Genomic DNA, 26454 nt, shown 5'->3' with positions numbered 1-26454 from the left:
TTTGGTCACAAACCGCAGGCGACGAGCGGTCCGGTCTGCGGTTTGTGACCAAACCGCGACCCGGCGGGTCAGCGGGTGGCTGCGGCGAGGGCGTCGTGAACGGGCGTGGAGCCGTTGACGAGCTCCCACTGGTGCCCGATGGAGGCGTCGTGGTCGAGCACGGCGGCGATGACGGCGGCGACGTCGGCGCGGGTGACGTCACCGCGGGGCACCTCGGGGGCCAGGGTGACCCGGCCGGTGGCCGGGTCGTCGGTGAGGCGTCCGGGGCGCAGGATCGTCCACGCCAGCCCGCTGTCGCGCAGCGCGGCGTCGGCGTCGCGCTTGGCGACGACGTACGCCGCCCAGACCTCGGCGGTGTCGGCAAGCAGCGGCTCGTCGACGCCGATGGCGGAGACCTGCACGAACCGGGAGATGCCGGCCTGCTTCGCGCCCTGGATCGACTTCAGCGACCCCTCGAGGTCGACGGTGCGCTTGCGCTCGACGTTGCCGTCCGGGCCGCCACCCGCCGCGAAGACCACCGCGTCACACCCCTCGAAGGCCTCCGCGAACGCCTCGGCGCCCTGCTGCTCGATGTCGAGCAGGCGCACCTCGGCGCCTCGGCCCTCGAGCTCCTCGCGGTACTCCTCGCGGCGCACGAGCGCTACCGGTGTGTGCTCGGCACGACGCAGGACGGTCAGCAGGTGTCGGGCCACGGCTCCGTGGCCCCCGACGATGGCGATGCGGGACATGTACCCACCGTACGGCGGCGAGCCAGCGCCGCTCTCAGCCGGCCAGGACCGCTAGCAGCCGCTGGGTGGGGCTCTCCAGCCCGTAGCGCGCCGCCAGGTCGGCCACCCGCTCCGGGTCGGCGGCGCACGAGGGCAGCGCCCAGCCGCCGCGCTCGAGGTCCAGGTCCCGGGCGACCGCGACCACCTGGGGCGCGACCGCGAGGTACTCCGCGGCGGCCTTGATCTTGCCGCGCGGACCGGGGCCCATGTCGCTGGCGGGGTCCTGGGCGGCCGCGATGATCCCGTCCATGTCGCCGAAGCGCCCCAACAGGGTCGCGGCGGTCTTCTCGCCGACCCCCGGGACCCCCGGCAGCCCATCGGAGGCGTCGCCACGCATGGTCGCGAAGTCGGCGTACTGGTGGGCGTCGACGCCGTACTTCGAGCGCACCCAGTCGTTGGTGACCTGCTCGTGGTTGCCCACGCCGCGGGCGATGTAGAGCACCCGCACGTCCGCGTCGTCGTCGACCAGCTGGAACAGGTCCCGGTCGCCGGTCACGATGTCCACCGGCTGCCCGGCCCCGGTCGCGAGGGTCCCGATGACGTCGTCGGCCTCGTAGCCGTCGGCACCGATCACCCGGATCCCGAACGCCTCGAGGACCTCCAAGATGATCGGCACCTGCACCTGGAGCGGGTCGGGCACCTCCTCGACGTCCGGAGCGGTGGCGACCTCCTCCACGACGCGGTGACCCTTGTACGACGGCAGCAGGTCCACCCGCCACTGCGGGCGCCAGTCGTTGTCCCAGCAGCAGACCAGGTCGGTGGGGCGGTACTGGTCCACGAGCCGGGAGATGAAGTCCATCAGCCCGCGCACGGCGTTGACCGGCGTACCGTCGGGCCCGGTGATCTCCGGGACGCCGTAGAAGGCCCGGAAGTACATCGAGGCGGTGTCGAGGAGCATCAAACGGCCGTTCTGCGGGCTGGTCACGTCGCGCATCCTGCCACGGCGCTGGGTCTAGTCTGTGCCGCGTGGCAGCGACCGACCTCGAGTCAACCGACCGCAGGATCCTCGAACTCCTGGCCCGCGATGGGCGGATGTCCTTCACCGACCTCGGGAAGGCGACGGGCCTCTCGACGTCCGCGGTGCACCAGCGCGTCAAGCGGCTCGAGCAGCGCCGACTGATCCTGGGCTACGGCGCCACCATCAACTACGACGAGATCGGCCTGCCGCTGACGGCGTTCATCTCGATCCGGCCGATCGACCCCTCCCAGCCCGACGACTCGCCGGAGCGGCTGCGCGACATCCCGGAGATCGAGTGCTGCTGGTCGGTCGCGGGGGAGGAGTCCTACATCCTCAAGATCCGGGTTCCCACGCCGGCCGACCTGGAGGACCTGCTCGCGCGCGTCCGCGCGGCCGCCAACGTCTCCACCCGGACCACGATCGTGCTGTCCACGCCGTACGACAACCGCCCGGTCACCGGCTGAGCCTGCGCGCGGCGGACCCGCGGTTTGGTCACAAACCGCAGGTTCTACTGGCCGATTCGCGCGGTTTGTGACCAAACCGCAGGGTCCGCGACCCGGCAGCGCCCGGGAGGGCCGGCCTCAGTGCGCCTGGAGGGCGGCCAGGCGGCGGGAGGCCTCGGCGACCTCGGCGGCCTTGAGGGCGGAGGAGTCGAGGTCGGCGTGCTGGTCCCACCAGGCCTGGCCCTCGGCGGGCAGGGTGTGGATGGGGTCGTAGTACTCGTAGGTCCGCGACAGGGCCTCGGCCTGGGTGGCCTCGATGGAGGTCCGGTAGTTCTTGGTCCAGTGCGAGATGCCCCGGACCTCGTCGTACGACGCCAGCTGGTGCACCCAGCGCTTGCCGACGAACGGCACGTCGCACACGATCCGCGGCGTCGCGAAGCCGGGCAGGTAGCCCATGATGTGGTGCTGCAGCCGCTGGGCGTCGCCGACCGAGACCCGCCAGTGCTCCGAGTACGGGATCATGTCGCACATGTAGAAGTAGTAGGGCATGATCTGCGCGCCGTCGAGCAGCCGGAAGCACAGGTCGAGCAGCGCGTGCGGGTCGGCGTTGACGCCGTTGAGCAGCACGCCCTGGTTGCGCACGTCGCGCACCCCAGCCTCGAGCATGGCGCGCGAGGCCTCGGCCACCAGCGGCGTGATCGAGTTGGCGTGGTTGGCGTGGGTGTGGATCGCGATCGACACCCCCCGCGAGCGCGCGATCCCCGCGACCCGCTCGACGCCGGCGCGCACCTCGTCCTGCAGCCAGTGCTGGGGCAGGCCGACCAGGGCCTTGGTGGCGAGCCGGATGTCGCGGATGTTGTCGATCTCCAGCAGCCGCGTGAGGAAGTCCTCCAGGCGCGGCCACGGCATGTTGGCCACGTCGCCGCCGGAGACCACGACGTCGCGCACCGACGGGGTACGCCGCAGGTAGTCCATCATCGCGTCCAGCCGGTCCACCGGCTTGGCCGTGAACTTCAGCTTCTCGATCACGGGCGTGGAGTTGCCGACCAGGTCCATGCGGGTGCAGTGGCCGCAGTACTGCGGGCACGTCGGCAGCAGCTCGGCGAGCACCTTGGTCGGGTAGCGGTGGGTGAGGCCCTCCGCGACCCACATGTCGTGCTCGTGCAGCGAGTCGCGCGTCGCGTGCGGGTGCGAGGACCAGTCGGTACGGCGGTCGGAGAACACCGGGATCATGTAGTGGCGCACCGGGTCGGCGTAGAGCTCCTCGGTGAGGGAGCCCGGCCCGGCCGGCACGGCGTGGGGCAGCATCGTGTTCATCATCTGCGGCGGCACCAGCATCGACATGGTCGCGCGCTCGGCCTGGTCGCGCTCGAGGTCGGCGTAGAACCGCTCGTCGACCAGGTCGCCCAGGAGCTCACGCAGCTGGCGGACGTTCTTGACGCAGTGGGCCCGCTGCCACTGCACCGAGGCCCACTCCACCGGCGTGACGTCGCGCCACCCCGGGAAGCGGGTCCAGTCGGGCTCGACCAGCTCGACCCGCCGGTAGGGGTAGGGCTGGCCCGACTCCAGGTCGATGGCGGTCTCGATGCTCATGGGTGCTCCCGGGGGTCGTCGGCGGCGAGTCGGTGGTGGGCCACGCCACACTCCTGCGTAGACTACGTGGAGATCATCCGGTTCGTACACCGCCACACCGGATGATTTCCTGCAATTACCCAGCCAAGACGGAGGACAGCCCGCATGACGGTCCGTGACGCCGACCCGACCGGCCTGCACCGGGTCCTCGACGACGTCGTCGTCCTCCCGCAGGCGGCGCAGCGCCTCGACACCCGCCGCGAGCTGTGGCCCGACGAGGTCCGGGTCAGGGTCCAGCGGCTCAACCTCGACGCCGCGTCGTACCGCCAGCTCGAGCGCACCCACGCCGGCGACGGCGACGCCGTTCGGGCCGCCGTCCTCGACATCGTGCGGAGCCGCGGCAAGATGCAGAACCCCGAGACCGGCTCCGGAGGGATGCTCGTCGGAGTGGTCGAGGAGGTGGGCCCGGCCTCCCCCCTGGGCCTGGCGGTCGGCGACCGGGTCGCCACGCTCGTCTCGCTGACCCTGACCCCGCTCGTCATCGAGGACGACCTGGCGGGCTGGGACGGCCGCGGCGAGCAGGTTCCCTGCGAGGGCTACGCGATCCTCTTCGGGCGCTCCATCGCCGCGGTCCTGCCCGACGACCTGCCCACCGCCCTGAGCCTGTCGGTCATGGACGTCTGCGGGGCGCCGGCGCTGACCGCGCGGGTCGTCGCCGGGTACGCCGACGCCACGGTCGTCGTGATCGGCGCCGGCGGCAAGTCCGGGTCGCTGAGCCTCGCCGCGGCCCGCGCGGCCGGTGCCCGCCACCTGGTCGGCGTCGTACCCCACGAGGCCGAGGCGCGGCGCCTGCGGGCAGCTGGCCTGGCCGACGAGGTGGTCGTCGCCGACGCCCGCAACCCGGTCGCGCTGCGCGAGGCGGTCGAGAAGGCCGGGGGACCCGCCGACGTCACGGTCGTCTGCGTGGACGTCCCCGGCTGCGAGGGCGGCGCGATCCTCGCCACCGCCGAGGGGGGCACGGTCGTCTTCTTCTCCATGGCCACCTCCTTCTCCGCCGCGGCGCTCGGCGCCGAGGGCCTGGCCGCCGACGTGACCATGCTCGTCGGCAACGGCTACGTGCCCGGCCACGCCGCCTACGCCCTGCAGCTGCTGCGCGAGCACGACGGCGTACGCGCCCTCTTCGAGAGCAGGCTCGGATGAGCCCCCGGCCCCGCGGCAAGCTCGACCTGGACCCCGCCACCGTCCGACAGGCCCGGGCGCTGGCCCGCAAGGTCGGGCGACCGATCGTCACCACCGCCAAGAAGCACACGACCGTCGCCGTCGAGCGCGCCACGCTGCGGTTGGCCGGGCTCGAGGGGGCCGACGCCGAGGGCACCCCCTGGGTCAACCGGCTGATGGACGTCGTACGCGCCGACACCGGGCTGGAGCACGGCGTCGCCCTGCCCGTGTGGGACGCGCTGGTCCGTGGCGAGGCCGACGACCTCGCCACGCTGGCGCAGAAGGCGTCGGTCGGGTCGGTCACCTTCCGCCTCCCCGAGGGCAGGGACGCCCAGCGCGCCCGTACGGCGAGCCGGCGCCAGGTGGCGCGCGGCATCAAGCGGATCGACCAGCGCCGGGTGGAGCGGGAGCGGATGATCCGGCGCCAGGGCGATGCGCCACGCACGCCGTGGATCTACCTGATCGTCGCGACCGGGGACATCTACGAGGACATCCCGCAGGCCCAGCAGGCCGCCCGCGAGGGCGCCGACGTTATCGCGGTGATCCGCTCGACCGGGCAGAGCCTGCTCGACTACGTGCCCGAGGGCGCCACCCGCGAGGGCTTCGCCGGCACCTACGCGACCCAGGAGAACTTCCGCCTGATGCGCGCCGCGCTCGACGAGTCCGGCAAGGAGCTCGGGCGCTACATCCGGCTGACCAACTACGCCTCGGGCCTGTGCATGCCCGAGATCGCGGCGCTGGCCGGCCTGGAGCGGCTCGACATGATGCTCAACGACTCGATGTACGGGATCCTGTTTCGCGACATCAACCCGGTGCGCACCTTCGTCGACCAGCGCTTCAGCCGCCAGGTCCACGCCCGCGCCGGCATCATCATCAACACCGGCGAGGACAACTACCTCACCACCGCCGACGCGTTCGAGGCCGCGCACACTGTCACGACCAGCCAGCTGCTCAACGAGTACTTCGCCAAGGAGGCAGGTCTCGAGGACTGGCAGCTGGGCCTGGGCCACGCCTTCGAGATCGACCCCGAGGTCCCCGACTCCTTCCGCATGGAGCTGGCCCACGCGCTGCTGGCACGCGAGCTGTTCCCCGACGCGCCGCTGAAGTGGATGCCGCCGACGCGCCACATGACCGGCGACGTGTTCCGCGGCTACCTGCTCGACGGGTTCTTCAACCTGGTGGGCGCGCTGACTGGTCAGGGCATCCTGCTGGTCGGGATGATGACCGAGGCCGTGGTCACCCCGTGGCTCTCCGACCGCGATCTGGCCCTGCAGAACGTCCGCTACGTGATGAATGCCGCCGGCGAGCTCCACCGCGACTTCCGCCCCGAGCCCGACGGCTTCATCGTGCAGCGCGCCCGCCAGGTCCTGGGGGAGTCGATCGAGCTGATGGACCGCATCCTCGAGCACGACCACGGCCTCCTGGACGCGATCGCCGACGGCACGTTCGGGCTCATGAAGCGCCCCGCCGACGCGGGGCGCGGACTGGACGGCGTGGCGCGGAAGTCGGGCGTCTACTACAACCCCGCATCCGAGATCCTGGAGGAAGCGTGAGCGAGCAGCCCCCGCGCGTCGTGCGCCCGTACGGCGACACGACCGGCGACGGGATGGTGCAGCTCAGCTTCACCCTCCCGATCGCCCACTCCAAGGTGGCCGAGGGCGCCGCGGCGCAGCTGGCCCAGAAGATGGGCATGGACCCCGCCCTCGTCGTGCATGCCAAGCCCATGGGGCCGGACTTCACGTTCTTCGTCGTCTACGGGCGGGTCAACCACCTCGTCGACACCAGCCAGGTCGTGGTCGTGGAGCGGGACTACCCGCTGCTCACCCCCAAGGAGGCCAACGCGGCGATCAAGCGGGCGCTGCGGCGCCGCCTCACCGTCGTCGGGGCCTGCATCGGCACCGACGCCCACACGGTGGGCATCGACGCGATCCTCAACATCAAGGGCTTCGCGGGGGAGAAGGGCCTGGAGTACTACCGCGAGCTCAAGGTGGTCAACCTCGGCGCCCAGGTCTCGGTGCCGCACCTCGTCGAGCGCGCCCGGGCCGAGCGGGCCGACGCCGTCCTGGTCTCCCAGGTCGTCACCCAGCGCGACGCGCACCTGCTCAACACCCGCGAGATGTCCGCGGCGTTCCGGGAGTCCTACCCCTCCGACCGGCGGCCGCTGCTGATCGTGGGCGGCCCGCGCTTCGACGAGGCGATGGCCGGGGAGCTCGGCGTCGACCGGGTGTTCAGCCGCGGTACGACGCCCGGCGAGGTGGCGTCGTACCTCGTCCACCAGCTCACGCAGAGGAAGGCCTCCTGATGACCGGTCCCCACGACGGGCTCGTCGGCACCCGGGTGGTGCACCGCCGCTACGTGCCCTACGCGCACGCCCACTACGCCGGCAACCTGGTCGACGGCGCCTACAGCCTGGGCCTGTTCGGCGACGTCGCGACCGAGATGTGCATCCGCACCGACGGTGACGAGGGGTTGTTCGCGTCCTACTCCGACGTGCAGTTCAAGGCGCCGGTGCGCGCCGGCGACGTCCTCGAGGTGACCTGCGAGCTGGTCCGCGCGGGCACCCGGTCGCGGGTGATGGAGTTCGCCGTCCTCGTCGTCGCCCGCGGCGCGGCCACCCCGGAGAGCCCCGGCGCCGCGGCCGTGCTGGAGCCCCCGGTGGTCGCCACCACCGCCACCGGCACCGTGGTGGTTCCCTGAGCCAGGCCCCGCCCGATCCGGTCCGGCGTGCCGTCGCGCGACACGCCGCGACGGCGGGGAATTTGCCAATGAATTTCCACAGGCGAGTCGCGGCCCTGACCTGCGCTTTCCCGCGTTTGCGCAGGTCACCGACCAGTTGACAGTCCCCGGCCAGGGGACGAAGGTCGGGCCGTCCGCTCACGCAGATCGTGGCCGGCGTACCGACGTCCGAGTGGCCGGGTCGGAGGGTGAAGGCGCCACTCACCTGTCCGACGTGGTTCGCGGAGGTCGGTCCGCCCTCACGAGAGCGGACCCGGAAGGGCCCCTTGCCCCCTAGACAACTTCCCGACCTCGGCAGCCGGTCGTGACCCGGGATGGCCGACGGGGCCTGGGGCCCTCCCGGACCTGCGGATCATGCCGGTCGAGGGCACCCGGTAGTTTTCATAGTGTGCTGCAGCGGATCCTCCTCGCGCTGGCCGCCGGCCTGCTGCTCTCCGCAGCGTTCGAGCCCGTGGCCTGGCCCGTCGTGCTCCCCGTGGCAGTGGCCGGGTTCGTCCTCAGCACCCGCGGGCTGCGGGCCCGCTCGGGCTGGGTGCCCGGGCTGGCCTTCGGAGTCGCCTTCTACTTCACCCACATCTGGTGGATGCGCGACTCGGTCGGGGTCGACGCCTGGGGCGCCCTGGCCGGCATCGAGGCGGCGTTCTACGGCCTCCTCGGCTCGGTGACCGCCGCCCTCCACCGCCGCCGGCTGTGGCCGCTGTGGACCGCCACGGCCTGGGTGACGATGGAGGTCGTGCGCAGCGGCTGGCCCTTCAGCGGGATGCCGTGGGGTCGGCTCTCCTTCGCGGTCGTCGACACGCCGGTGGCACCCGCCCTGGCCTACGTCGGCGCCGTCGGCGTCAGCCTGCTGCTCGCCGGCCTCGGGAGCCTGCTGGCCTGGGTGGTGGTGGCCCGGGCCCGTGAGCGGCTCGTGGCCGCGGGGGCCGCGGTCGGCCTGCTCGCGCTCACGCTGCTGCCGGCCCTGATGCCGTACTCCCTGGAGGAGACCGGCACCGCGACCGTGGCCGCAGTGCAGGGAGACGTGCCCGGCCCCGGCAACAACATCCTCTACGACGCCGAGCAGGTCACCCGCAACCACGTCGACGCCACGGTGGACCTCGCGGCCGAGGTGGAGGCCGGCACCGCGCCGCGCCCCGACTTCGTGCTCTGGCCGGAGAACTCCACGGCGAGCGACCCGTTCACCGACCCGAGCGTCAATGCCGGGATCCGGGAGGCCGTGGCGGCGATCGGGGTGCCGGTGCTGGTGGGCGCGATCGTGGACTCCGGGCCCGACCACGTCCTCAACCAGGGCATCGTGTGGGACCCCGTGACGGGCGCGGGGGAGCGCTACACCAAGCGCCACCCGGTGCCGTACGGCGAGTACATCCCGTTCCGCAAGTACCTCTCGGGCACCTTCGGCAAGCTCGCGCTCATCCCGCGCGACATGCTCAGCGGGACCCGCGAGACCCCCCTGCGGGTCGCCGGCGTGGAGATCGCCGACTCGATCTGCTTCGACATCGCCTACGACGACGGCATCTACGACCAGGTCACGCGCGGAGCCGAGCTCCTGACCGTGCAGACCAGCAACGCCAGCTTCATCTTCACCGACCAGATCGACCAGCAGTTCGCGATGACCCGGCTGCGCGCGGTCGAGACCGGCAAGTGGCTGGTGGTCGCCTCGACCAACGGCATCTCCGGAGTCATCTCGCCCGACGGCGACGTCGTGGCGACCGCCGACCCCCGCACCCGCGCGGTGCTCGTGGAGGAGGTCGCGCTGATGGGCGGGGTGACGCCCGGCGTCCGTCTCGCACCGTGGATCGGGCGGGGCTGCGCGGTGGCCACCGTGGCGGTGCTGCTGCTGGGTGCCCTCGCGTATCGTCGGAGGCCCAGGACCGGGGGCCGCGAGCCCGCACCGGCCGAGCCCGCGCGTGACGAGGTACTGACATGAGCATCGCCGACGTCGGGCGCGTGGTGATCGTCGTGCCCACGTACAACGAGGCGGCCAACCTGCCCTTGATCGTGCAGCGGCTGCGCCGTGCCCAGCCCGAGGTCGACATCCTCGTGGTCGACGACGCGTCCCCCGACGGGACCGGTGACCTCGCCGACGGCCTCGCCGCCGAGGACCCCCACGTGCAGGTGCTGCACCGCCGCGCGAAGGAAGGGCTCGGCGCGGCGTACGTCGAGGGGTTCCGCTGGGCACTGCAGGAGGGCTACGACGTCATCGGGGAGATGGACGCCGACGGCTCCCACCAGCCAGAGGAGCTCGGCGGGCTCCTGGACGCGATCGTCGGGGCCGACCTGGTGATCGGGTCCCGGTGGATCCCCGGCGGCTCGGTGGTCAACTGGCCCCGCTCGCGTCAGGCCCTGTCTCGCGGCGGCAACCTCTACGTGCGCGTGCTGCTGGGCATCGACGTCCACGACGCGACCTCCGGCTTCCGGCTCTTCCGCAGCAGCGCCCTGGAGAAGATCGACCTCGACCAGGTCCGCTCCACCGGCTACGTCTTCCAGACCGACCTGGTGTTCCGGACCCTGCACGCGGGGCTGACGGTGCGCGAGGTGCCGATCGAGTTCGTCGAGCGGGTGCGCGGCGACTCCAAGATGACCCCGGAGGTCGCGCGGGAGTCGCTCGTGCGGATCACCCGATGGGGCCTGGGCGAGCGCGCCCAGCAGGTACGCCGTGCGGTGCGGCGGCGCGGAGGGGCGCGATGAGCCCGCGCCGCAGCCGCCTGGGCTGGGTGCTGGTGCTGGCCCTGGTCGTCGTCCCGCTCCTGGAGCTCTACGTGCTCATCCAGGTGGGTCAGGTGATCGGAGCCTGGTGGACGATCCTGCTGCTCGTGGCCGCCAGCATCCTCGGCGGCTGGCTGATCCGGCGCGAGGGCGCTCGGGCGTGGCGGGCGCTCAACGGCGCCATCGGCACCGGCACGATGCCCGCGCGCGAGCTGGCGGACGGAGCCCTGATCCTCATCGGCGGCACCCTGATGCTCAGCCCGGGGTTCGTCACCGACGCATTCGGCATCCTGCTGATCCTTCCTGTCACCAGGCCGGTCTTCCGGCGGCTGCTGACGGCGTTCGTGACCCGGCGGGTCCTGGTCGTGAGCACGCGCCGTCCGCCGGGCGGCACCGCTCCGCGGGGCCCGGGGAACGCGGGCGGCCCCGCTGGTCCGGGTCGTCCCGGTGGTCCTGGTGGCCCGGGTGACGTCGTTCAGGGCGACGTCATCGATCCGCCGCCTTCCTGAGCCTCTCTGCTTCCCTTGGGCCACCCGAGGACAACGAGAACGCCCCGACCCGGTGAGACCGGATCGGGGCGTGGCTGATGCGGGTGCGCTCAGGCCGTGGCCTTGCGCTTCTTCGCGTTGGCGCGGTGCAGGTGGGCGGGGCCGATCTCGCCGCCGCGGAGCAGGTCGAGGCGCTCCTTGAGGATGTCCTCGAGCTCCTTCTCCGAGCGCCGCTCCAGCAGCATGTCCCAGTGGGTGCGCGCCGGCTTCTCGGCCTTCTCGACCTTCTCGATTCCGTCGGTGCTGAGTCCCTCGGCACCGCAGCGCGGGCACTCCCAGATCGCCGGGACGTCCGCCTCGACCGACATCGTGATCTCGAACGTGTGGCCCTGCGGGCAGCGGTAGCCCACCTGCTGCCGGGCCGCGAACTCGATCCCGCGCTCGTCCTCGAAGCTTTGGCCTCCGAGCCGTGCGCCACGCAATGTGCGCTCCGCCATTGAGGCACCTCCAAACTAGTGTTTCCCCGTGGAATTCAGTCAGGGGAGTAGTACCCAGATCGGGACCGGACCAAAACCGGCCGGGACCGATGCGGGCCATAGCACCCCCGTACTCGTTCAACGTTAGCGAGCCACCCAAAGATTCCGGCAATCACCGCGTCACCGCGAGGAGTCGGTGGGGATCCGTCACCCGGCCGCCAAGCCGGCGTCAGTAGACGCCCGGGAGCTCGTTGCCGGCCTCCCGGATGCCGCGCGCGGTGTCGACGCGCATCAGCAGCAGGCCGCCGACGATGAAGAACAGGATGAGGGCGAAGAGGGCCGGCCGGTAGGAGCCGGTGAACGTGTAGACGAGCCCGAAGACGAGCGTGCCGAACCACGACGTGCCCCGCTCCATGGCGTGGTAGAAGCTGAAGTACTCCGCCTCCTTGCCCCGGGGGATCAGCAACGAGAAGTACGAGCGCGCCAGGGCCTGGGTCCCGCCGAGCACCAGGCCGATGGCCGCCCCCAGGCCCAGGAGCGGCAGCAGGGACTCATCCGGCATCACCAGCCCGGCGGTGACGATGAGCATCCAGATCACCAGGCCGCCCAGGATCGTGTTCTTCGCACCCCTCGTGGCGGCGATCCGGCCGAACAGTAGCGCCCCCCCGACCGCGACGAACTGCACGAGCAGGTAGACCCCGAGCATCGTCCCCTGCTCGAAGCCGAGCTCCTCCACGCCGTAGACCGACGCCTGGCTGATGACGGTCTGGATGCCGTCGTTGAAGAACAGGTAGGCCAACAGGAAGGTGAGCGCGACTGGGTAGTTGCGCATGTCCTTGAGCGTGAGCCAGAGCTGCCCGAAGCTGCGCTGCAGGACGCCGCCCTCGACGTGCTCGACGTCGGCGGGCGGGTGGTTGCGCAGCCCACGCCACGGGATGAAGGTGAACGCCGCCCACCAGACGGCGGCCGAGAGCAGCGAGATCCGGACGGCCATGCCCTCGGTGAGGCCGAAGGTGTCGTGGAAGCTGACCAGCACGAAGTTCAGCGCGAGCAGCAGCCCCCCGCCGGCGTAGCCGTAGGCCCAGCCGCGCGAGGAGACCCGGTCGCGCTCCGACTCGTCGGAGATCAACGGCAGGATGGAGTCGTTGACCACCGCGGAGGCGCCGAAGCACAGGTTGGCGATGACGAACGTGATCGCCCCGAACTGCCAGTTGTCGCCGGTCATGAAGAAGAGCAGTGCGGCGAAGAGGGCGCCGACCCAGGCGAAGCCGGCGAGCAGGTCCTTCTTGCGGGAGGTACGGTCGGCCACCGCTCCCAGCAGCGGCAGGAGGATCGCGGAGATGAGCGTCGAGGCCGTGATGACGTAGGCGGGCAGGGCGCCGGGGTCCACCGAGATGCCCAGCAGCGAGACGCGGTCGTCGACCGCGGCCTCCTCGGCGATCGCGATCAGGTACGGACCGAAGAGCACTCCGGCCACCGTGGTGGCGAACGCGCTGTTGGCCCAGTCGTAGAAGTACCAGGCCTTCTGCTCCCGTGCCCTGTTGAGCGGTCCGAGATCGGCGACACCGCTTGGCTGGGTCGTCATGTGGTCTCCCTCCATTGTCCGCGCCGCTGGAGCACGGTCTTGAGCACGTCGGTGCGATCGGTGAACAGGCCGTCGACGCCGCGGTCGAGCAGCTCGTCCATCTCCTCGGGGTCGTCGATGGTCCACGCGTGGACGTGGTGGCCGGCCGCGTGGGCGCGGCGTACGAGCCCGCGGGTGGCGACGACCAGTCGGCCGCGCCGGTGCGGGATCTGCAGGGCGGCGAGGCGCCCCCGCGTCAGCAGTCGCGCCAGGCGGCCGCTGGGCAGCAACCGGTACGCCGCGACCTCGAGCGGGTGGGCGGAGGTCGCCACCCGACCTCGGGTCAGCGCCCGGAACCGCCTCAGCCGGCGCACCTTGAACGACCCGACCAGCACCCGGTCCCAGGCGCCACGCTCGGCGAGGAGGTCGGCCAGGGCGGCCACCGCCCCGTCGGACTTGAGATCGATGTTGAACCGGGCGGAGGGGAACTCGTCGAAGAGCGTCTCCAGGGTGGGCACCTGCTCCCGGCCACCGACCCGCGCCCGCCGTACCTCCGCGTAGGTCGAGGTCGCCAGGCTGCCGGTCCGGTCCGTGACCCGGTCCAGCACGTCGTCGTGGAAGGCCAGCAGCACGCCGTCGCTGGTGACGTGGACGTCGGTCTCGAGGTACTCGTAGCCGAGCTCCACGGCGTGCCGGAAGGCCGCGACCGTGTTCTCCAGACCCTCGATCTCCGGGTGGTAGGCGCCGCCGCGGTGCGCGAACGCCAGCACGGACCCCGGCTGCGCCTGGGGCTCGTCGAGGTAGGCGAACCCCGTCAGCGGTGACGTCACGGGGTGCAGTATCCACCCCGCGGCGCCGATTGCGCCGCGCCCCGTGCCGCACCGCCCCCGTCACGCCGTACGCCGAGCCCGACCGCTCCGCCGCGGCCCCGCGAGGAGGCGGGTGTCGGGACCAGGCGGCAGCATCTCGGCGCGCGTCCGCCACCCGTGCCGACGGAGGTCTACGGTCGGAGCATGGAGACCTTGAGCTGTCCTCGCTGCGGTGCGGAGATGGTGTCGCGAGGGCTCGGCGACGGTGAGGTGAGCCAGTGCCCCGACGGGCACGGCGTCTTCCTCTCGCGCGCCGACCTCGGTGCCCTCACCGAGTCCGAGCTCGACTGGCACCGGCACGCCGGCCAGCACACCGCCCCGCTGCCGCGGATCACGGCGGATATGACGGAGCCGCCCGTCTCCTCCCGACCGCCGGCCCGCGCGTGGGTCGAGACGCTGTTCGACTGAGCCGGTGCGCGCGGCGCCCCCGTGGTTTGGTCACAAACCGCAGGCTGCGGCGGCTTGAACCTGCGGTTTGTGACCAAACCGCGACCCAGCCGGCCAACCGGCGTCGCGCGCCTCGGCGTGCGTGGTTTGGTCACAAACCGCGGGCCGGAGCGGTCCGGATCTGCGGTTTGTGACCAAACCGCAGACCGCGGGGCGGCAGAAGGGTCAGATGTCGCGGAAGGTGTCGATGGACGCGCCGAGCTGGTTGAGGCGCTCGGCGAGGTCCTCGTAGCCGCGGTGGATGACGTAGGTGCCGCGCAGGACCGAGGTGCCCCGGGAGGCGAGCATCGCCAGGAGCACCACGACGGCGGGCCGGAGGGCCGGGGGGCACATGAGCTCGGCACCGGTCCAGTGCGTGGGGCCCTCGATCATGACCCGGTGCGGGTCGAGCAGCTGGACGTGGCCGCCCAGCTTGTTGAGGTCGGTGAGGTAGATGGCGCGGTTGTCGTAGACCCAGTCGTGCAGATAGGTCTGCCCCTCGGCGGTGGCCGCGATGACCGCGAAGAACGGCAGGTTGTCGATGTTGAGGCCCGGGAAGGGCATCGGGTGGATCTTGTCGAGCGGGGCGTGCAGCTCCGAGGGGCGCGTCGTGAGATCGACCAAGCGGGTGGCGCCGTTGGCCGCGACGTACTCCTCGGTCCGCTCGTAGCTGAACCCCATCTCCTCGAGCAGCGCCAGCTCGATCTCGAGGAACTCGATCGGCACCCGGCGGATGGTGATCGAGGACTTCGTGACGATCGCGGCGGCCAGCAGCGACATCGCCTCGATCGGGTCCTCGCTGGGGGAGTAGTCCACGTCGACGTCGATGACCGACTTGCCGGTGACGGTGAGGGTGGTGGTGCCGATGCCCTCGACCTCGACGCCGAGACGCTGCAGGTAGAAGCACAGGTCCTGGACCATGTAGTTGGACGAGGCGTTGCGGATGATCGTGGTGCCGGGGTGCAGCGCGGCGGCCATGAGCGCGTTCTCGGTGACGGTGTCGCCGCGCTCGGTGAGGACGATGGGGCGCCCCGGCTCGATGGCCCGGTTGACCTGGGCGTGGTAGGAGCCCTCGGTCGCCTTGACCTCGAGGCCGAAGGGCCGCAGTGCCGACATGTGCGGCTCGACGGTGCGGGTGCCGAGGTTGCAGCCGCCGGCGTACGGCAGGTCGAAGGCGTCGGAGCGGTGCAGCAGCGGGCCGAGGAACATGATGATCGAGCGGGTACGGCGGGCCGCCTCCTCGTCGATGTGGCCGAGGTCGAGCTCCTTGGGCGGGATGATCTCGAGGTCGTTCTGGTCGTTGAGCCACTTGGTCTGGACGCCGAGGCTGTTGAGGACCTCCAGGAGCCGGTTGACCTCCTCGATGCGCGCGACCTTGCGCAGCGTGGTGCGGCCGCGGTTGAGCAGCGTGGCGCACAGGAGCGCGACGCCGGCGTTCTTCGAGGTCTTGACGTCGATGCTGCCCGACAGGGTGGTCGGGCCCGTCACGCGCAGGTGCGTCGGCCCAGCGCCGAGCGCCACGATCTCGGAGTCCAGGGCCTCGCCGATGCGAGCCAGCATTTCCAGGGAGAGGTTCTGGTGGCCCTTCTCGATCCGGTTGATCGCGCTCTGGCTGGTGTTGAGCAGCGCGGCCAGCTGGTGCTGGGTGAGACCGCGGTGCTTGCGTGCGTCGCGGATCAGATGACCGATCCGGCCCTTGTAGTCCAATGCCATGTTTTCCAAGGTAACTCACATGTGAGATAACGCAAACACCGGCCGCGACGGCGGGTCGTGGGGCCGGGTCGGGACCAGTGCGAGGATGGCACACATGCGCGCCACCACCATCCACGGACCCGGTGACATCCGAGTCTCGCAGGTCCCCGACCCGGTCCTCACCAGCCCCACGGACGCCATCGTCAAGGTCACCGCGGGCTGCATCTGCGGCTCGGACCTGTGGCCCTACCGCGGCGAGAACGACATCACTCCCGGCGCCACCATCGGCCACGAGTGCATCGGCGTCGTGGAGGAGGTGGGCTCGGAGGTGGCGTCCTTCCGCCCGGGCGACTTCGTCATCGTCCCGTTCTGCCACTGTGACAACACCTGCGCTCACTGCGAGGCCGGCGTGCAGTCGGCCTGCAGCAACCTGAGCATGACCACGAGCGGCCAGGCGGAGTACGCGCTGGTCGGCCAGGCCGAGGGCAGCCTGGTCAAGCTCGACGGCGAGCCCGACCCGGCCCTCGTGCCGTCCCTGCTGGCGCTCTCGGACGTGATGCCCACCGGGTGGCACGCGGCCGTCGCTGCCGGTGTCCCCGAAGGCGGCACGGTCGTCGTCGTGGGGGACGGTGCCGTCGGTCTGTGCGGCGTCCTGGCCGCGTCGATCATGGGTGCCGAGAAGGTCATCGCCATGTCGCGCCACGAGTCGCGCCAGCAGATCGCCACGGCCTTCGGCGCCACCCACCTGGTCGCCGCGCGCGGCAAAGAGGGCGCGGCGGAGGTCAAGGAGATCACCGGCGGGATCGGGGCCCACGCGGTGCTGGAGTGCGTCGGCACCGACGACGCGATGGGCACCGCCTTCGCCGTGGCCCGCCCGGGCGCCACGGTGGGCTTCGTCGGCGTCCCGCACGGCGTGCAGCTGCCCGTGCGGCGGATGTTCCAGAAGAACTTCGGCCTGCGCGGCGGCATGGCGCCGGTTCGGCGCTACCTTCCCGAGATGCTCGACCACGTGCTGGCCGGCCGGATGGAGCCCGGGCTGGTCTTCGACCTCACGCTGCCGCTGGCGCAGGCGGCCGACGGCTACCGGGCGATGGACGAGCGTCGCGCCGTCAAGGTGCTGCTGGAGCCCTGAGGGGCACCGACCGGGCCCCGGTGCGGGGGGCTCAGGATCGCGGACTCAGGCGCGGGCGAGCTCGCGCGCCGGCGCGGCGACCGGCGCGCAGTCGCAGGAGTCGCTGCACGCCAGGAAGGTGTGCCTCGCGTGCCCGCACCGAGCGCACGGCATGTCGTGGCTGAGCTGGTGAGTGCTGCTTGGAACCGTGTCCCACATGATGTCGTCGCCCCTGTGAAGTCGTTGCTCACGACGCTACGTGCTGTCCGCGGAGGCCTGGGGTCGAATCGCGCGGGCTAGTCCAAATTGACTAGGGGAAATGGCCCGTCGACATGGCGGGGGCGAACCGGGCGCGGGACTAGCGTCAAGTCATACCCAAGGGACTCGGCTCGGGGGGCGTCGGTCCTGTCATGTCTCGAAAGGACCCCCCATGAAGCGCCTCCTCTTGACCACGCTGGCCGCCCTCACCTGCCTGGCCGGCGTGTGGCTGCCGGCGCCCGTCCAGGCAGCCGGCCCGCCCCCCGCTGCGGCGTACACCCAGGCCCAGCTGCGCGCCCGCGCCAACACGCTGATGTTCGAGATGACGCTGGCGCAGTTCATGCGCGTCAAGAACACCGCCAAGTCGGGCATCGACACGGAGTTCGACTGGACCGACGACGGCTGCAGCGGGCCACCCAACCCGTTCTCGGACAACTTCCGGCGCTCCTGCGTACGCCACGACTTCGGTTTCGCAACTACGGCAACGGCCTGCAGCTACGGCCCTCGGAGCAGATGCGACTGCGGATCAACACCACCTTCAGCGCCGACATGGACCGCCAGTGCGACAACCAGGGCGATCCCAACGGCTGCGGCGCTGCGGTCGCGACGTACTACCACTTCGTGAACGACCTCAACAACGGCGCCGCGGCGTTCTACGACGACACCTGCGACGTCGGCTACTTCTGCATGTACGACGACGACGATCGCGGCGGCTGGCGCGTCCAGCTCGCCCGGCGGTCGGCGGACTTCCACGACTTCGCCGGCGGGGACCTCAACGACAACGTCAAGTCGGTCTGGAACCGCGAGCCCGATGCCTGGCGCGTCTACGACGACCCGGGCTACGGCGGCAGCACTCGCTGCGTGGCTGCCGGCGCCGTCGAGGACTTCGGCAGCTTCGACGGGCTCAACGACGAGCTCAGCGCGGCCCGGCCGGGCTGCTGAGCCGCCCGCCCGTCACGCGACCCCGGCGGCCCGTCGCTCCCGGGCGCGACGCCGCCGCAGCGTGGCGGGCATGGTCACGACCAGGGCGACGGCGATCCCGATCAGGCCGCCCACGGTGTTGGCCAGCAGGTCGCGGTCGTCGGAGACCCGGCCGGGGATCTGCTGCTGCACGGTCTCGATGAACGACGTGAGCAGGAAGGCGCCGATGGCGGCCAGCCACCACTGCCCGGCGCCGAACAGCAGCAGCAGGAACATCCCGATCGGCACGAACAGCGCGATGTTGGCCAGGAACTCCAGCCGGTTGTAGTCGATCGACTCGGCGTAGCCGCGCCGGTGCAGCGCGTCGAGACCCCGGAGGATCAGGTCCCGGTCGTCGGGGCCGATCGGCTGCGGCGTCAGGGTGAGCCAGGCGACGAAGACCAGGTAGCCACCGGTCAGCAGGCTCAGGAAGGGGTGTCGGTGCAGCACCCCGCCAGTGTGCCGGTTCTGCGCGAACGCCGCCGTCCGACGTACGGCGCGAGGGCGTGCGATGTCACACAGTCGCGCCGGCCCGCGTCAGCGATGAGGACCACCGGGATCACCGGTCAGCCCTAGTCTGGGCGCCGCGCCCGAGCAGGCACGACCGAGGGAGAACCGATGAGCACCCACCCCGCCGACCGTCACGACCTGATCCGCGTGCAGGGCGCGCGCGTCAACAACCTGCGTGACCTCAGCGTGGAGATCCCCAAGCGCCGGCTCACGGTGTTCACCGGTGTCTCGGGCTCGGGCAAGAGCTCGCTGGTGTTCGCGACGATCGCGGCGGAGTCCCAGCGGATGATCAACGAGACCTACAGCGCGTTCCTGCAAGGCTTCATGCCCACGCTGGCCCGCCCGGAGGTCGACCTGCTGGAGGGCCTGACGACGGCGATCATCGTCGACCAGGAGCGGATGGGCGCCAACCCCCGCTCGACCGTCGGCACGGCCACCGACGCCAACGCGATGCTGCGGATCCTGTTCAGCCGCCTCGGCGCGCCGTACGTCGGTCCGCCGACGGCGTACTCGTTCAACGTGCCGACCCGTAAGGCCAGCGGCGTCATGAGCACGGACAAGGGCGGCCGGGTCGAGAAGAGTGTCGTCAAGGACGAGGTCTACCTCGGCGGCATGTGCCCGCGGTGCGAGGGCATGGGCAACGTCAGCGACATCGATCTCACCGCGCTCTACGACGAGTCCACGTCGCTGAGCGAGGGGGCACTGACGATCCCCGGCTACTCGATGGACGGGTGGTACGGGCGCCTCTTCGAGGGCGCCGGGCTGCCGATGGACAAGCCCATCGCGAAGTTCACCCAGAAGCAGCTCGACACGCTGCTCTACGCCGAGCCGACCAAGATCAAGGTCGAGGGCATCAACCTGACCTATGAGGGGATCATCCCCCGGATCCAGAAGTCGATGCTGTCCAAGGACGCCGAGGCCATGCAGCCGCACGTGCGGCGCTTCGTCGAGCGGGCCGTGACCTTCCAGACCTGCCCCGAGTGCGAGGGCACGCGGCTCACCAAGGAGGTGCTGCGGTCCAAGATCCAGGGCAAGAGCATCGCGGACCTCTGCCGGATGCAGATCAGCGACCTGGCCCAGTGGGTGAGCGCGCTCGACGAGCCGTCGGTCGCACCGCTGCTGAAGGGGCTGCGCCACCTGCTCGACTCGTTCACCGAGATCGGGCTCGGCTACCTCTCGCTCGATCGGCCCGCCGGCACGCTGTCGGGGGGAGAGGCCCAGCGCACCAAGATGATCCGCCACCTCGGGTCGTCCCTCACCGACGTCACCTACGTCTTCGACGAGCCGACGATCGGGCTGCACCCCCACGACATCGAGCGGATGAACCAGCTGCTGCTCCAGCTGCGCGACAAGGGCAACACCGTGCTCGTGGTCGAGCACAAGCCGGAGACGATCGCCATCGCCGACCACGTCGTCGACCTGGGACCGGGAGCCGGCTCCGGCGGCGGCGAGGTGTGCTTCGAGGGCACCGTGGCGGGACTGCGGAGCAGCGACACCGTCACCGGCCGGCACCTGGACGACCGGGCCGCGCTCAAGGAGGCGGTCCGTGAGCCCACCGGCGCCCTGCAGGTCCGGGGTGCCGCCACCCACAACCTGCGCGACGTCGACGTCGACGTGCCGCTCGGCGTGCTGTGCGTGGTCACGGGCGTCGCCGGCTCGGGCAAGAGCTCGCTGATCCACGGCTCGGTCGCCCAGCGCGAGGGCGTCGTGGTGATCGACCAGGGCGCGATCAAGGGCTCACGTCGCAGCAACCCGGCGACGTACACCGGACTGCTGGAGCCGATCCGCAAGGCCTTCGCCAAGGCCAACGGCGTCAAGCCCGCCCTGTTCAGCTCCAACTCCGAGGGCGCCTGCCAGACCTGCAACGGCGCCGGCGTGATCTTCACCGAGCTCGGCGTCATGGCGACCGTCGAGTCGGTGTGCGAGGAGTGCGAGGGCAGGCGCTTCCAGGCGGCCGTGCTCGAGTACACGCTGGGCGGGAAGAACATCGCCGACGTCCTGGCGATGTCGGTGGCCGAGGCCGAGGACTTCTTCGCCGACGGCGACGCCAAGACCCCGGCCGCACACAAGGTCCTGTCGCGGCTCGAGGACGTCGGGCTGGGCTACCTCCGACTCGGGCAGCCGCTCACGACCCTGTCCGGCGGCGAGCGGCAGCGGCTCAAGCTGGCCACGCAGATGGCCGAGAAGGGCGACGTCTACGTCCTCGACGAGCCCACCACCGGCCTGCACCTCGCCGATGTCGCGAACCTGCTCGGCCTGCTCGACCGGCTCGTCGACTCCGGCAAGTCGGTGATCGTGATCGAGCACCACCAGGCCGTGATGGCGCACGCGGACTGGATCATCGACCTGGGTCCCGGCGCGGGCCACGACGGTGGCCTCGTCGTCTTCGAGGGCACGCCGACCGACCTGGTCGCCGGACGTTCGACGCTCACCGGCGAGCATCTGGCGGCGTACGTCGGGGCCTAGGCCGGCGGCCCGCTGAGCGGTCTGGCCTCACGTGGGGCATGCGGTTTGGTCACAAACCGCATGCTCGACCCCCTTCGGCGTGCGGTTTGTGACCAAACCGCGGGCCCTGATGGGTGCGGGCACGGGGCAGGCGACGAGTCGCCTAGTCCCGAGCACGGGCACGACCCGCACCCCCGGGTCGCGGACGTCTAGACCCGCGACGGCTTCACGCAGAACTCGTTGCCGTCGGGATCGGCCATCACCACCCAGCCCACGTCTCCCTGCCCGATGTCGACGCGGGTGGCGCCCAGGGACAGCAGCCGTGCGACGACCGCCTGCTGGTCGGCGCCGGGCGGGGGGACCAGGTCGAAGTGCAGGCGGTTCTTGCCGGGCCTCGGGTCGATGGGCGGACCGCCCCAGGTGATCTTGGGGCCGCCCCTGGGTGAGCGGATCGCGGTCTCCTGGTCCTGGTCCCAGACCAGCGGCCAGTCCAGCGCGCGGCTCCAGAAGTAGCCGACCTCCTGGGTGCCGTCGCTGGCGAGCGCGCCGATGAACCCGCAGTCGGCCAGGAAGCCGTTGCCCGGCTCGATCACGTCGAACTCGTTGCCCTCGGGGTCGCCGAGCACCACGTGCTCGGCATCGGGGCCCTGCCCGATGTCGAGGCGGCGGGCGCCGAGGGCGAGGGCCCGCGCTACGGTCCGCTTCTGGTCCTCCAGCGAGGTGCTGGTGAGGTCGAAGTGCATCTGGTTGGGGATGGACTTGGGCTGGTCGGCCGGCTGGAACCGGAGCCGGAAGCCGGTGTCGTCGTCGGGCAGCAACACGACGGCCTCGGGGTCGTCGGGGTCGCCGGTGGTGTCCCATCCGAGGAATGCGGCCCAGAAGGTGGCCAGCGCCGCCGGGTCGTCGGCGTCGAAGGTGAGCGCATCCAGCTCAGGCGTCATCTCGTGGACGCTAGGTGGACCAGGAGGCCCGCGCAAGCCGATTTCCCGGGGCGGGCAAAGCCTGCCCGCCCACCCTTGACCGCTGTGTTCTAAACCGGTTTAGTGACGTGCGTGACACCTCGTCCCACCATCAACGACGTCGCCCGCAAGGCCGGCGTGTCGAAGGGCGCGGTGTCGTTCGCGTTCAACGACCGCCCCGGGATCGCTCCGGAGACCCGGGAGCGGATCCTGGAGACCGCCCGGGCGATGGGCTGGACGCCGAGCTCGCGGGCGCGCGCGCTGTCGGTGTCCCGGGCGCTCGCGGTGGGGATGGTGATCGCCCGGCCCCCGGAGACGCTGCGCGCGGACCCGTTCTTCCCCTCCTTCATCGCGGGGGTGGAGAGCGTGCTGGCCGAGAGCGGCTACGCGCTGCTGCTGCAGCTGGTCCCCGAGGACGACGAGGGCCACGCCTCCTACCGGAGGCTCGCCGAGCAGGGGCGCGTCGACGGTGTCCTGCTCACCGACCTCCACGTCGACGACACCCGCCCGGCGCTGCTCGCCGAGGTGGACCTGCCGGCGGTGGTCGTCGGTCCCGACCAGGGGGAGGGGCTGTGGCCCGCGGTCGGGGTCGACGACGGGCCCGGCATCGCAGCGGTCGTCGAGCACCTGGTCTCGCTCGGCCACACGCGCATCGCCCACGTCGGCGGACCCGCGGTCATGGTCCACGGCCGTTCCCGCCGCGACGCGTGGGCGGCCGCCCTCGCGGACGCCGGCCTGGCTCCGGGGCCGTTCGTCGAGTCGGACTTCTCCGCCGAGGGCGGCGCGGCCGCGACGACGTCTCTGCTGGACCTCGCCGAACCGCCCACCGCGGTGGTCTATGCCAACGACCTGATGGCGATGGCCGGCCTGGCCGTGGCGGTCGCCCGCGGCATCGACGTGCCCGGACGGCTCTCGATCGCCGGGTACGACGACACCGAGCTCGCCGCCTACCTGCAGCCGCCCCTCACGACCGTCACGACCGACGTCACCGGCTGGGGCCGTGCGGCCGCCACCCGGCTGCTCGACCTGGTCGAGCAGCGCCGGCCCACCGAGCCCGTCCTCAGCGCCCCCCGCCTGGTGGTGCGGGGCTCCACCGGACCGGCACCGCACGACGTACCCGACAGCCCGACCAAGGAGAGACCATGAAGACGAAGACGATGGCGGCCACGCTCGGTGCGCTGGCGCTCACGGTGGCGGCGTGCGGGGGAGACGGGGAGGGGTCCTCGGGCAACGACGACCGCGGCCCGATCAAGGTCTGGCTCTCCAACAACCCCGAGGAGATCGCCTGGGGCGAGGCGATGGTCAAGGCCTGGAACGACGAGCACCCCGACGAGGAGATCGAGGCCCAGGAGATCCCGGCCGGCCAGAGCTCCGAGGAGGTGATCGGCGCCGCGATCACCGCGGGCAACGCGCCGTGCCTGGTCTTCAACACCTCGCCCGCGGCGGTGCCGCAATTCCAGAAGCAGGGCGGGCTCGTGGCGCTCGACGCCTTCGACGGCGGAGCCGACTACGTCGAGGAGCGGTCGGGGGAGGTCGCCGAGCAGTACCAGTCGCCGGACGGGCAGTACTACCAGATCCCCTGGAAGGCCAACCCGGTCATGATCTTCTACAACAAGGACCTGATGAAGAAGGCGGGCGTCGATCCGGAGGACCCGCCGCTGGCGACCTACGACGAGTTCCTCGCCACGAGCCGGAAGATCGTCGACAGCGGCACCGCGCAGGCGGCCATCTGGCCGGCACCGACGAGCGAGTTCTTCCAGTCGTGGTTCGACTTCTACCCGCTCTACGCCGCCGAGACCGGCGGCACGCAGCTGGTCGAGGACGACCAGGCCACCTTCGAGTCCGAGGAGGGCCAGGCCGTGGCCGACTTCTGGGCCACGATGTACGAGGACGGGCTGGCCCAGCAGGAGGTCTACAACGGCGACTCCTTCGCGGACGGCAAGGCCGCGATGTCCATCGTCGGGCCGTGGGCCATCGCGGTCTACGGCGAGTCGGTGGACTGGGGCGCCGTGCCCGTCCCGACCTCCCAGGGCACACCTGCCGAGGAGACCTACACGTTCTCCGACGCCAAGAACATCGCCCTGTACTCGGCCTGCGAGAACCAGGGCACTGCCTACGACGTGCTCGAGTTCGCGACCAGCGAGGAGCAGGACGGGGCGCTCCTGGAGATGACCGGACAGATGCCGATGCGCGAGGACCTGGCCGGCACCTACCCGGAGTACTTCGCGGAGCACCCCGAGTACGAGGCCTTCGCCGACCAGGCCTCCCGCACGGTCGAGGTGCCGAACGTGCCCAACTCCATCGAGATCTGGCAGGCCTTCCGCGACGCCTACAGCTCGTCGGTGATCTTCGCTGAGGAGCCGGTCGACGACGCGCTGGGCGGAGCCGCCGGCGAGGTCACGGACCTGGCCGGACAGGGCTAGGCGAGCCGCGTGAGCACGCTGCAGGCGCCGCCCGAGGCACCGCCCCCGTCGAGGGCGGCGCGTCCGTCGAAGGCGGCGCCCTCCTGGGTCGCCAGCCTCGTGGGGCGCCACCCCGTGGGGATCGTGCTGGCGGCGCCGTACGCCGTGTTCCTCGCCCTGGTCTTCGCCTGGCCGCTGTGCCTGGCGGTGTGGATCAGCTTCCACGACTACTTCTTCGCCGCGCCGGGGGTCGAGGTGGAGCGGCCGTTCGTCGGCCTTGACAACTACCGCACGGTGCTCTCCGACCCGGACGTGCGCGAGTCCCTGGTCAACGTCGGCGTCTTCCTGGTCATCAACGTGCCGCTCACGGTGGTGCTGGCGCTGGTCCTCGCCACCGCGCTCAACGGCGCGATCCGGGGACGCACGTTCCTGCGGGTGGCCTACTACGTCCCCTACGTCGCCGCCAGCGTGGCGCTGGTGGCGGTCTGGCTCTTCCTGTTCAGCAGCGACGGGATGGTCAACCAGATCCTGGGGCCGCTGGCTCCTGACCCCTCCTGGCTGGTCAACAGCACGCTGGCGATGCCGGTCATCGCGCTCTTCGTCACCTGGAAGCAGCTGGGGTTCTTCATCCTGCTCTACCTCGCCGCACTGCAGAACGTCCCGAAGGAGCTCTACGAGTCGGCGTCCACCGACGGGGCGTCGAGGTTCCGCTCGTTCCTGCACGTCACCGTGCCGGGGGTGCGGCCGGCCACGCTGCTGGTGGTCATCCTGGCGACGATCACCGGCGCCAACCTCTTCACCGAGCCCTACCTGCTCACCAACGGCGGTGGGCCCAACGGGGCATCGACCTCCCCGGTGCTGCTGATGTACCAACGCGGCATCGAGCAGGGCAACCCGGACACGGCGGCGGCGATCGGCGTGATCCTGGTGATCCTCGTGCTCGTGATCTCGCTCGTGAACCGCCGGCTGCTGGAGAGGGACTGACATGGCACCCGACGCCCGAACGACCGAGGCGGCTCCTGAGACGACCGGTGAGCGGAGCCGGGGGCGGACGATCCTGCGCCACCTGGTCCTGTACGCCGGCGCGCTGGTGTTCCTGTTCCCCTTCTACTACATGGTGGTCGGGTCCCTGCAGAAGGAGCCCGACACCTCGCTCGGGGGCGCGTTCCCCACCGGCGGCTTCACCCTGGACAACTACACCCAGATCAACGAGCGGGTCGACCTGGTGCAGTCGCTGGTCAACTCCGGCATCTTCACCGGCGGGGTGCTGCTCGGCACCGTCGTGTTCGGCGTCCTGGCCGGCTACGCGCTGGCCCGCCTGGAGTTCCGCGGACAGGGCACGCTGTTCGCGACCATGCTCCTGGTGCAGATCATCCCGTTCCAGCTGCTGATCATCCCGATCTACGTGATGATCGTGCGCACCTACGGGCTGGCCGACAGCTACCTGGGGATGATCCTGCCGTTCGCGATCAACTCCACCGCGGTCTTCATCTTCCGCCAGTTCTTCCGCCAGCTGCCCGAGGACCTGTTCTCCGCGGCGCGCCTGGACGGCGCCAGCGAGCTGCGCATCCTGTGGTCGGTGGCCCTGCCGCTGGTGCGGCCCGCCCTGGTGACGGCGGTCTTGCTCACCTTCATCGGCCCCTGGAACGAGTTCCTGTGGCCGTTCCTGGTCACCAAGGACACCGGCATGCAGCCGCTCGCGGTGTCCCTGGCCAACTACATCAGCAACGTCGCCGGCCGCGCGGCCAACCCCTATGGCGCGATCCTCGCCGGCTCCGTCGTGCTGGCGGCACCCGCCGTCGCCCTGTTCGTCGCCTTCCAGAAGCGGTTCACCTCCTCCGACCTCGGGTCGGGGGTCAAGGGGTGAGCCCCGACGCACGACCGACCCGCGAGG

Annotated in this window: 26 protein-coding genes; 17 read left to right on the top strand and 9 right to left on the bottom strand. The window is 71.1% G+C overall.

Translation table 11 applies throughout. From position 1 onward, the window contains the following. Positions 1–68: 68 nt before the first annotated feature. Both LQ940_RS10845 and LQ940_RS10840 read right to left on the bottom strand, forming a co-directional pair. On the bottom strand, positions 69–728 hold the full coding sequence (locus LQ940_RS10845; RefSeq protein WP_231243465.1) for an NAD(P)H-binding protein: 660 nt from the start codon (positions 726–728) through the stop codon (positions 69–71). Between the two features lie 34 nt (positions 729–762). Continuing rightward, positions 763–1665: a 5'-3' exonuclease gene (locus tag LQ940_RS10840; protein WP_269214771.1), complete on the bottom strand. Its 903-nt coding sequence runs from the start codon at positions 1663–1665 to the stop codon at positions 763–765. 68 nt (positions 1666–1733) lie between these two features. Between LQ940_RS10840 and LQ940_RS10835 the strand changes: the two genes are divergently transcribed. Next, positions 1734–2189, top strand: a complete 456-nt coding sequence (locus LQ940_RS10835; RefSeq protein ID WP_269217202.1) for an Lrp/AsnC family transcriptional regulator — start codon at positions 1734–1736, stop codon at positions 2187–2189. A 117-nt stretch (positions 2190–2306) separates the two neighbouring features. Here the strand turns inward: LQ940_RS10835 and LQ940_RS10830 are convergent, their stop codons facing one another. Then, positions 2307–3761, bottom strand: a complete 1455-nt coding sequence (locus LQ940_RS10830) for a KamA family radical SAM protein (protein WP_231243463.1) — start codon at positions 3759–3761, stop codon at positions 2307–2309. Between the two features lie 144 nt (positions 3762–3905). Here LQ940_RS10830 and LQ940_RS10825 point away from each other — a divergent pair, with 144 nt between their 5' ends. The 7 genes from LQ940_RS10825 (at position 3906) to LQ940_RS10795 (ending at position 10909) form a co-directional block, all read left to right on the top strand. Then, the gene (locus LQ940_RS10825; protein WP_231243462.1) at positions 3906–4940 is read left to right on the top strand and encodes an L-erythro-3,5-diaminohexanoate dehydrogenase; all 1035 of its coding nucleotides are present in this window, start codon (positions 3906–3908) and stop codon (positions 4938–4940) included. Further along, positions 4937–6511: a lysine 5,6-aminomutase subunit alpha gene (locus tag LQ940_RS10820; RefSeq protein WP_231243461.1), complete on the top strand. Its 1575-nt coding sequence runs from the start codon at positions 4937–4939 to the stop codon at positions 6509–6511. Before LQ940_RS10825 ends, LQ940_RS10820 begins: the two co-directional genes overlap by 4 nt. Then, complete coding sequence (locus tag LQ940_RS10815; protein ID WP_231243460.1) at positions 6508–7260, top strand: OAM dimerization domain-containing protein; 753 nt, start codon at positions 6508–6510, stop codon at positions 7258–7260. Before LQ940_RS10820 ends, LQ940_RS10815 begins: the two co-directional genes overlap by 4 nt. Then, positions 7260–7655, top strand: a complete 396-nt coding sequence (locus LQ940_RS10810) for a hotdog domain-containing protein (protein WP_231243459.1) — start codon at positions 7260–7262, stop codon at positions 7653–7655. Before LQ940_RS10815 ends, LQ940_RS10810 begins: the two co-directional genes overlap by 1 nt. A gap of 427 nt (positions 7656–8082) precedes the next feature. Next, positions 8083–9621 carry an apolipoprotein N-acyltransferase gene (lnt, locus tag LQ940_RS10805; protein ID WP_231243458.1) on the top strand — a complete coding sequence of 513 codons (1539 nt, stop codon included), beginning with the start codon at positions 8083–8085 and terminating at the stop codon, positions 9619–9621. Then, a complete protein-coding gene (locus LQ940_RS10800; RefSeq protein WP_231243457.1) occupies positions 9618–10382 on the top strand; it encodes a polyprenol monophosphomannose synthase in 765 nt (254 codons plus the stop codon). Before lnt ends, LQ940_RS10800 begins: the two co-directional genes overlap by 4 nt. Beyond that, complete coding sequence (locus tag LQ940_RS10795; RefSeq protein ID WP_231243456.1) at positions 10379–10909, top strand: FxsA family protein; 531 nt, start codon at positions 10379–10381, stop codon at positions 10907–10909. Before LQ940_RS10800 ends, LQ940_RS10795 begins: the two co-directional genes overlap by 4 nt. Positions 10910–10998: 89 nt before the next feature. Here LQ940_RS10795 and LQ940_RS10790 read toward each other — a convergent pair whose 3' ends face one another. The 3 genes from LQ940_RS10790 to LQ940_RS10780 form a co-directional block, all read right to left on the bottom strand. Next, entirely contained in the window at positions 10999–11385 is a 387-nt protein-coding gene (locus LQ940_RS10790; protein ID WP_231243455.1) for an RNA polymerase-binding protein RbpA, read from the bottom strand. Positions 11386–11593: 208 nt separating this feature from the next. Then, positions 11594–12949 (bottom strand): MFS transporter, encoded by a 1356-nt coding sequence (locus tag LQ940_RS10785; protein WP_231243454.1) that lies wholly within the window; start codon positions 12947–12949, stop codon positions 11594–11596. Then, a complete protein-coding gene (locus tag LQ940_RS10780) occupies positions 12946–13758 on the bottom strand; it encodes a glycerophosphodiester phosphodiesterase family protein (RefSeq protein WP_231243453.1) in 813 nt (270 codons plus the stop codon). Before LQ940_RS10780 ends, LQ940_RS10785 begins: the two co-directional genes overlap by 4 nt. 183 nt (positions 13759–13941) lie before the next feature. On the opposite strand from LQ940_RS10780, the gene LQ940_RS10775 reads away from it, so the two are divergent. Then, positions 13942–14205 (top strand): TFIIB-type zinc ribbon-containing protein, encoded by a 264-nt coding sequence (locus LQ940_RS10775; protein WP_231243452.1) that lies wholly within the window; start codon positions 13942–13944, stop codon positions 14203–14205. A gap of 204 nt (positions 14206–14409) precedes the next feature. Here LQ940_RS10775 and LQ940_RS10770 read toward each other — a convergent pair whose 3' ends face one another. After that, entirely contained in the window at positions 14410–15936 is a 1527-nt protein-coding gene (locus tag LQ940_RS10770; RefSeq protein WP_231243451.1) for a helix-turn-helix domain-containing protein, read from the bottom strand. Between the two features lie 94 nt (positions 15937–16030). On the opposite strand from LQ940_RS10770, the gene LQ940_RS10765 reads away from it, so the two are divergent. The 3 genes from LQ940_RS10765 (at position 16031) to LQ940_RS10760 (ending at position 18226) form a co-directional block, all read left to right on the top strand. Next, entirely contained in the window at positions 16031–17047 is a 1017-nt protein-coding gene (locus LQ940_RS10765; protein WP_231243450.1) for a zinc-dependent alcohol dehydrogenase family protein, read from the top strand. A gap of 298 nt (positions 17048–17345) precedes the next feature. Next, on the top strand, positions 17346–17909 hold the full coding sequence (locus LQ940_RS21870; protein ID WP_374229528.1) for a phospholipase A2: 564 nt from the start codon (positions 17346–17348) through the stop codon (positions 17907–17909). Beyond that, entirely contained in the window at positions 17798–18226 is a 429-nt protein-coding gene (locus LQ940_RS10760) for a peptidase inhibitor family I36 protein (RefSeq protein WP_231243449.1), read from the top strand. The genes LQ940_RS21870 and LQ940_RS10760 overlap by 112 nt, the downstream gene beginning before the upstream one ends. 12 nt (positions 18227–18238) lie before the next feature. On the opposite strand, the gene LQ940_RS10755 is transcribed toward LQ940_RS10760, so the two are convergent. Next, positions 18239–18694, bottom strand: a complete 456-nt coding sequence (locus LQ940_RS10755; RefSeq protein ID WP_231243448.1) for a VanZ family protein — start codon at positions 18692–18694, stop codon at positions 18239–18241. Positions 18695–18862: 168 nt separating this feature from the next. On the opposite strand from LQ940_RS10755, the gene LQ940_RS10750 reads away from it, so the two are divergent. Next, positions 18863–21220: an ATP-binding cassette domain-containing protein gene (locus LQ940_RS10750; RefSeq protein WP_231243447.1), complete on the top strand. Its 2358-nt coding sequence runs from the start codon at positions 18863–18865 to the stop codon at positions 21218–21220. A gap of 188 nt (positions 21221–21408) precedes the next feature. Here LQ940_RS10750 and LQ940_RS10745 read toward each other — a convergent pair whose 3' ends face one another. After that, positions 21409–22140, bottom strand: a complete 732-nt coding sequence (locus LQ940_RS10745) for a VOC family protein (RefSeq protein ID WP_231243446.1) — start codon at positions 22138–22140, stop codon at positions 21409–21411. A 111-nt stretch (positions 22141–22251) separates the two neighbouring features. Between LQ940_RS10745 and LQ940_RS10740 the strand changes: the two genes are divergently transcribed. From LQ940_RS10740 to LQ940_RS10725, 4 genes are read left to right on the top strand one after another with little or no spacing between them, the layout of a single operon-like run. Then, on the top strand, positions 22252–23304 hold the full coding sequence (locus tag LQ940_RS10740; protein ID WP_231243445.1) for a LacI family DNA-binding transcriptional regulator: 1053 nt from the start codon (positions 22252–22254) through the stop codon (positions 23302–23304). Next, a complete protein-coding gene (locus LQ940_RS10735) occupies positions 23301–24581 on the top strand; it encodes an ABC transporter substrate-binding protein (protein WP_231243444.1) in 1281 nt (426 codons plus the stop codon). The genes LQ940_RS10740 and LQ940_RS10735 overlap by 4 nt, the downstream gene beginning before the upstream one ends. 9 nt (positions 24582–24590) lie before the next feature. After that, a complete protein-coding gene (locus LQ940_RS10730) occupies positions 24591–25544 on the top strand; it encodes a carbohydrate ABC transporter permease (RefSeq protein ID WP_231243443.1) in 954 nt (317 codons plus the stop codon). A 1-nt stretch (position 25545) separates the two neighbouring features. Beyond that, on the top strand, positions 25546–26427 hold the full coding sequence (locus LQ940_RS10725) for a carbohydrate ABC transporter permease (RefSeq protein WP_231243442.1): 882 nt from the start codon (positions 25546–25548) through the stop codon (positions 26425–26427). Positions 26428–26454 lie beyond the last annotated feature (27 nt).

The sequence above is a fragment of the Nocardioides sp. cx-173 genome (genome assembly GCF_021117365.1).
Taxonomy (GTDB): domain Bacteria; phylum Actinomycetota; class Actinomycetes; order Propionibacteriales; family Nocardioidaceae; genus Nocardioides.
Note: the sequence above shows the minus strand (reverse complement) of the source record. Positions and strands in the feature narration are given on the sequence as shown.